Origin of the sequence: Campylobacter sp. IFREMER_LSEM_CL1097 (assembly GCF_025772225.1) — a bacterium.
GTDB lineage: Bacteria > Campylobacterota > Campylobacteria > Campylobacterales > Campylobacteraceae > Campylobacter_D > Campylobacter_D lari_D.
Genome location: NZ_JAKMRT010000032.1, coordinates 1 through 4,891, shown reverse-complemented (window position 1 = coordinate 4,891; position 4,891 = coordinate 1). Strand labels below are relative to the sequence as shown.

General features: G+C 27.1%; 7 protein-coding genes and 1 pseudogene. 5 read left to right on the top strand and 3 right to left on the bottom strand.

Annotated features, from left to right (window positions below; all coding sequences use genetic code 11):
- Together L8W64_RS08675 and L8W64_RS08670 are read left to right on the top strand one after the other, a co-directional pair.
- Nucleotides 1-309: pseudogene (locus tag L8W64_RS08675) on the top strand (hypothetical protein); the annotation flags it as partial.
- A gap of 62 nt (nucleotides 310-371) precedes the next feature.
- The gene (locus L8W64_RS08670; protein WP_263660322.1) at nucleotides 372-1,115 is read left to right on the top strand and encodes a substrate-binding domain-containing protein; all 744 of its coding nucleotides are present in this window, start codon (nucleotides 372-374) and stop codon (nucleotides 1,113-1,115) included.
- Nucleotides 1,116-1,156: 41 nt separating this feature from the next.
- On the opposite strand, the gene L8W64_RS08665 is transcribed toward L8W64_RS08670, so the two are convergent.
- Complete coding sequence (locus L8W64_RS08665) at nucleotides 1,157-1,729, bottom strand: YceI family protein (RefSeq protein ID WP_133318921.1); 573 nt, start codon at nucleotides 1,727-1,729, stop codon at nucleotides 1,157-1,159.
- A 62-nt stretch (nucleotides 1,730-1,791) separates the two neighbouring features.
- Nucleotides 1,792-2,457 (bottom strand): 7-cyano-7-deazaguanine synthase QueC, encoded by a 666-nt coding sequence (gene queC / locus L8W64_RS08660; RefSeq protein WP_263664691.1) that lies wholly within the window; start codon nucleotides 2,455-2,457, stop codon nucleotides 1,792-1,794.
- A 52-nt stretch (nucleotides 2,458-2,509) separates the two neighbouring features.
- Here queC and ybeY point away from each other — a divergent pair, with 52 nt between their 5' ends.
- Entirely contained in the window at nucleotides 2,510-2,920 is a 411-nt protein-coding gene (gene ybeY / locus L8W64_RS08655; RefSeq protein WP_220566256.1) for an rRNA maturation RNase YbeY, read from the top strand.
- A gap of 294 nt (nucleotides 2,921-3,214) precedes the next feature.
- Here ybeY and L8W64_RS08650 read toward each other — a convergent pair whose 3' ends face one another.
- Nucleotides 3,215-3,625 carry a PepSY-like domain-containing protein gene (locus L8W64_RS08650; protein WP_133318918.1) on the bottom strand — a complete coding sequence of 137 codons (411 nt, stop codon included), beginning with the start codon at nucleotides 3,623-3,625 and terminating at the stop codon, nucleotides 3,215-3,217.
- A gap of 113 nt (nucleotides 3,626-3,738) precedes the next feature.
- Here L8W64_RS08650 and L8W64_RS08645 point away from each other — a divergent pair, with 113 nt between their 5' ends.
- Nucleotides 3,739-4,269: a rhomboid family intramembrane serine protease gene (locus L8W64_RS08645; RefSeq protein ID WP_133318917.1), complete on the top strand. Its 531-nt coding sequence runs from the start codon at nucleotides 3,739-3,741 to the stop codon at nucleotides 4,267-4,269.
- Entirely contained in the window at nucleotides 4,266-4,757 is a 492-nt protein-coding gene (locus L8W64_RS08640) for a SixA phosphatase family protein (RefSeq protein ID WP_133318916.1), read from the top strand. The genes L8W64_RS08645 and L8W64_RS08640 overlap by 4 nt, the downstream gene beginning before the upstream one ends.
- The last annotated feature ends 134 nt before the right edge of the window (nucleotides 4,758-4,891 follow it).

Genomic DNA, 4,891 nt, shown 5'->3' with positions numbered 1-4,891 from the left:
AAAAAGTTAGATCTTTTTAAGGCATATTTTTTAAACTCAAAAAATGAAATTTGTGCTTTTGGTGGAAGTTCTAGAGTAATTTTACTTGTGGAAAACGAAAAAGATTTTGAATTTATATGCCAAAAGCTCCAAGGCATTAAAGATTTCAAAATAGCATTAAAAAATTCATTATTTTGTGATTTTTCTTATATAAATTTGAGTGAATTAAAGAATTTTTTTGATTTTAAATATTGCCTAATCAAAGAAAGCGAAGAAGAGTTTTTGGAGTATTTTTTAGCACAAGAGAAAAAAATTAGTTTATTTGATTAAAAAAATATATACTTTAAAAAGCTATATTTCTAATTTTATTTTATTAATTTAAAGGAAAAAATATGAAAAAATTTTTATTTTTAAGTTTATTTGCTGCAGCTGCATTAAATGCTGAAATTTTAGTTTATGGTCCAGGTGGTCCTGCTCCTGTTTTGAAAGAGCTTGCTAAGCAATTTGAAGAAAAACATGGAGAAAAAGTTATTATTAATGCAGGACCAACACCTAAATGGATAAAAAAAGCAAAAACAGATGCTGATATTATTTATTCAGGTAATACTTCTATGATGGATGGTTTTGTTAAAGCAATGCCAAAACAAATCAAAATACAAGATGTTCAAGTTTTAAATGCTAGAGGCTCGGGTATGATTGTAAGAGCAAATAATCCAAAAAAAATTAAAAAATTTGAAGATCTTTTAAAAGATGGCGTTAATGTTATGGTGGTTGATGGAGCAGGGCAGGTTGGCTTATATGAGGATATGGCTTTAAAAACAGGAAAAATTGAAAACCTAGAAAAATTAAGAAAAAACATTAAAGTATATGCTAAAAATTCAAAAGCAGCGGTTGATGAGTGGAAAAATAATCAAAATATCGATGCTTTAATCATTTGGACACATTGGATTAAAGCAGTTGGAGAGAAAGAAAATAAATTTATTTTAGCGGATAAAAATTCAATCATTTACAGAGCGGCTGAAATAGTTCCAACGCAAAAAGGTTTAAAAAATCCAAAAGTAGCTGAATTCATCAAATTTACACAAAGTAAAGAAGCTCAAAAAATTTGGAAAAAAGAAGGTTGGGTAGCTAAATAAAAATCAAAGCATTTTACAAAAAGTAAAATGCTTTTATAGTATTATTTTTCGTTGATTTCTGCTTCGATGCTAATTTGTACTTCATCGCTAAGTGTTAAGCTAGAAGTATCAGGAGCAAATTTGAAATCACTTCTTTTAATTTGTCCTTGTAGAGTAAAACCTGCTTTTTCTTTGCCACTATCTGTTTTAATAACGCCGCCAATTTCAGTATCTAAAACAACATCTTTGCTTACTCCAGCAATGCTTAATGAGCCATACATTTTACCTTTTTCATTAGAGATTTTTTCATATTTACTCATAGTAAAAGTAATGTTTGGATGAGTTTTTGCTTTAAAAAAATCATCTTGTTGTAAATGCGCATCTCTTGCTTTATTTTCTGTGTTTATAGAAGCAACTTTTATATTTGCTTGAAGTTTGTTAAATTCAAATTTAGCACTATCAAAATCAATTACTGCATCATAATCTTTAAAATTTCCATTTACATTACTAATTTGTAAATGTTTGATTTTAAAAGCTACATTTGTGTGTGCTTTATCTAAGCTAAATTCTTTACTCAAAGCACTACTTGCCAAAATCGAAGCAGCTAAAAATGAACCAAATAATATTTTTTTCATGTTTTCTCCTTAATGTTTAAAAAAGCAAATTATACAAACTAAAATAAAATGAAAGTAAATTTTTAAACATATTCTATAAAATCTTTTACATTAGCCTCTTTAAAGCCTTTTAGTCTTAATAAACAACTATCACATTTACCACAAGCTTTATCTTCTCTTTCATAGCAAGACCAAGTGTATTCTAAGGCTACCTTTTCTTTTAGGGCTAATTCAACTATTTGTCCTTTACTTAGATGAACTAATGGGGTTTTTATTTGCACTTTACAAGTTTTTGTTGTTCCTTCATTGATAAATTCATTGGATTTTTGTATAAATTTCGCACTGCAATCAGGATAACCACTGCTATCTTCTTGTACCACTCCTATAAAAATACTTTCACAATTTTCCTTTTCAGCTATAGCACCTGCGATAGATAAAAAAATACCATTTCTAAAAGGAACATAGGTATTTGGGACTTCTTTTTCATGTAGTTTTTCTTTGGGAATTTCTAAATTTAAATCTGTTAGTGAGTTTCCTCCAATATTTGCTATAAATGACACATCTAAAATATATTTTGTTTTTATGTTAAGTTTTTCACAAATTTTATTAAAACATTCCCTTTCTTTAAGCATGGTGCGTTGGTTATAGTCAAAATGTAAAGCAATGATCTCATATCCTTCTTTTTTAGCTAAATATGCACATAAAGTACTATCCATACCACCACTTATAATACAAAGAGCTTTTTTCATGCTTTTCCTTAATTTTGATATAATTTGAAATTATAAAATCAAAAGGATAATAATGATTTTTTGTGAAGAAGAAATGGATATTTCTTTTCTTGAAAAAATAGCCCAGAAAATGAGCGATCAAAATATAGAGCTTGTTTTGGTAGATGAAAGAGTTATGCGTGAGATTAATTTTAGTCAAAGAGGTATAGATAAAACTACAGATGTGTTATCTTTTCCTTTGATACAAAATTGTGAAAATTTACTTGGCAGTATTGTGATAAATTTAGATGAAGTAAGTAAAAAAGCAATGGAGTATAAACACAGTAATGAAGAAGAGATGGCATTACTTTTTATACATGCTATGCTTCATTTACAAGGATATGATCATGAGGTAGATCAAGGACAAATGAGACAAAAAGAACAAGAATGGATTGAATATTTTAAGCTACCAAAAAGCCTGATAGTAAGAGTGCAAGAGGAGTAAATATTTAAAAAATTTTAGCTTATGTGTGAGTTATATACCTATAATGAAAATACATTTATACTAAATATTTTAGGAAAAATTTGATATTTGTTTATCTAGTTTGACAAAGAGTAGTACTAATTATGATTTTGTCCAAACAAAGTAAAATCAATATTTAAGGTGAGAAAATCAATACGGAGCCTATGATAAAGCTCCTTATTCTGCCGGAGCAATTGAAATTTTTATAAGTTTTGATAAGGGTTAAAGCCTTTTTAGAAGAAAATTTAAAACTTGCTTATTTGATCTTAAACAATTTTAATCGTCAAATTTTTGTCTTAAAATAGTCCCATTATCATCAATATAAAGTTTCATTTGATTATTAAGTTCTATTTTGTAATATGAAATTTTTCTTTCTATTTCAATAATCGCTGCATTTGGATAGGTATTTTTAATGGTATTTTGTATTGCTAAAGGCAAAATAGCATAATTTAAAGATCTGAAATTTTCAGCTTCTTTAAATTCTCCATTGAGTGAAAACTCAATTTCACTTCCATCACTTAAATAAATTTCGTAAGAATATCCATCTTGTTCTACTAGACCAATCTCTGCATTAAAGTAATCTTTAATAAATTGTTTGATATTTACCGGCAAAGAATCAGGTGCTATGACTATACCAGCATTAAGAGTATTTAAACTAATCAAAAAAGCTAAAGCTAGTTTTTTCATTTTTAACCTTATTGTATTTTTGACGATATTGTATCTTATTAATGTGAATTTTATGTGTAAGCTAGAATTTAAATAGCTTTTTGTTATAATTATCAAAAATACAAAGTAGGGCAATGGTAGCTTCATTTTTAATCGCTTTTAATGTTATTGTATTTATTTTTGTAAATTATCTTTATTTTGGTTCTTTAAATTTAGATACTATTTTGGGTTTAAATTTATTTTTTTTTCAAGGATTTTATTGGCAAATTTTAAGCTCAATATTTATGCATGGAAATTGGCCTCATTTGATTTTAAATATGATAGTGCTTTTTCAATTTGGTTCTATGCTTGAAAAATACTTAAAAAGTTTTAAATTTGCCCTGCTTTATTTAATCGGTGGAATTCTTTGCTCTTTACTTAGTGCTTTTTATGTGTATTTAAGTTTTGATGGTAGTTTTGTAAATGTAGTGGGTGCAAGTGGTGCTATATGTGTTTTAATGGGGTATTATGCATATTTGGATAAAACCGCCACCAAAGGACTTATCGTGGCTATATTATTAATGAGTTTTGTGCCTATTTTTATGGGTGTTAATATAGCTTGGTATGCACATATTTTTGGCTTTATATGTGGATATGCTTTGGGTAAATTTAAGGTTATAAGATGAAATATATCTATTTTATTCGTCATGCTAAAGCTCAAAAAGAAAATTACGATCAAGATTTACAACGAGAACTTAGTTCTAGTGGAAAAGATGATTTAAAAACTATGATTTATAGGATTAAGGATTTAGAATTTAAAGCCCAAAGCATTATCTCAAGTCCTGCTAAGCGTTGTATAAAAACAGCACAAAAACTCTGTAAAAGCTTTTCTTTAAAAGAAAAAGATATCAAGATAGAAAAAAGCTTTTATGATGGTAATTTAAAGGATGTGTTAAATTTTATAAAAGAATCAAAAGAGAGTAGGGTAGTGCTAATTATGCACAATCCTTTATTGCAAGAACTTTGTGAGTATCTAGCTCATATAGACTTAGAAAACTTTCCAACTTCTGCTATTTTATGTATGCAATTTGATATAAAAGAATTTAAAGATATAAAAGAACACAGCGGGGAAGTTGTGTTTTTTGATTATCCTAAAAGTCAAGAAAATAACTAATCTACATTTTTAAACTTCAAATTTATTTAAGCAAAAATATAAACTAAAATTTAGTTGAAATAAAAAATATACATCTTTAGTCTTTTATAACTGCATAAAATAACTTATAATATTTTTCAAAAAATTATACTTAT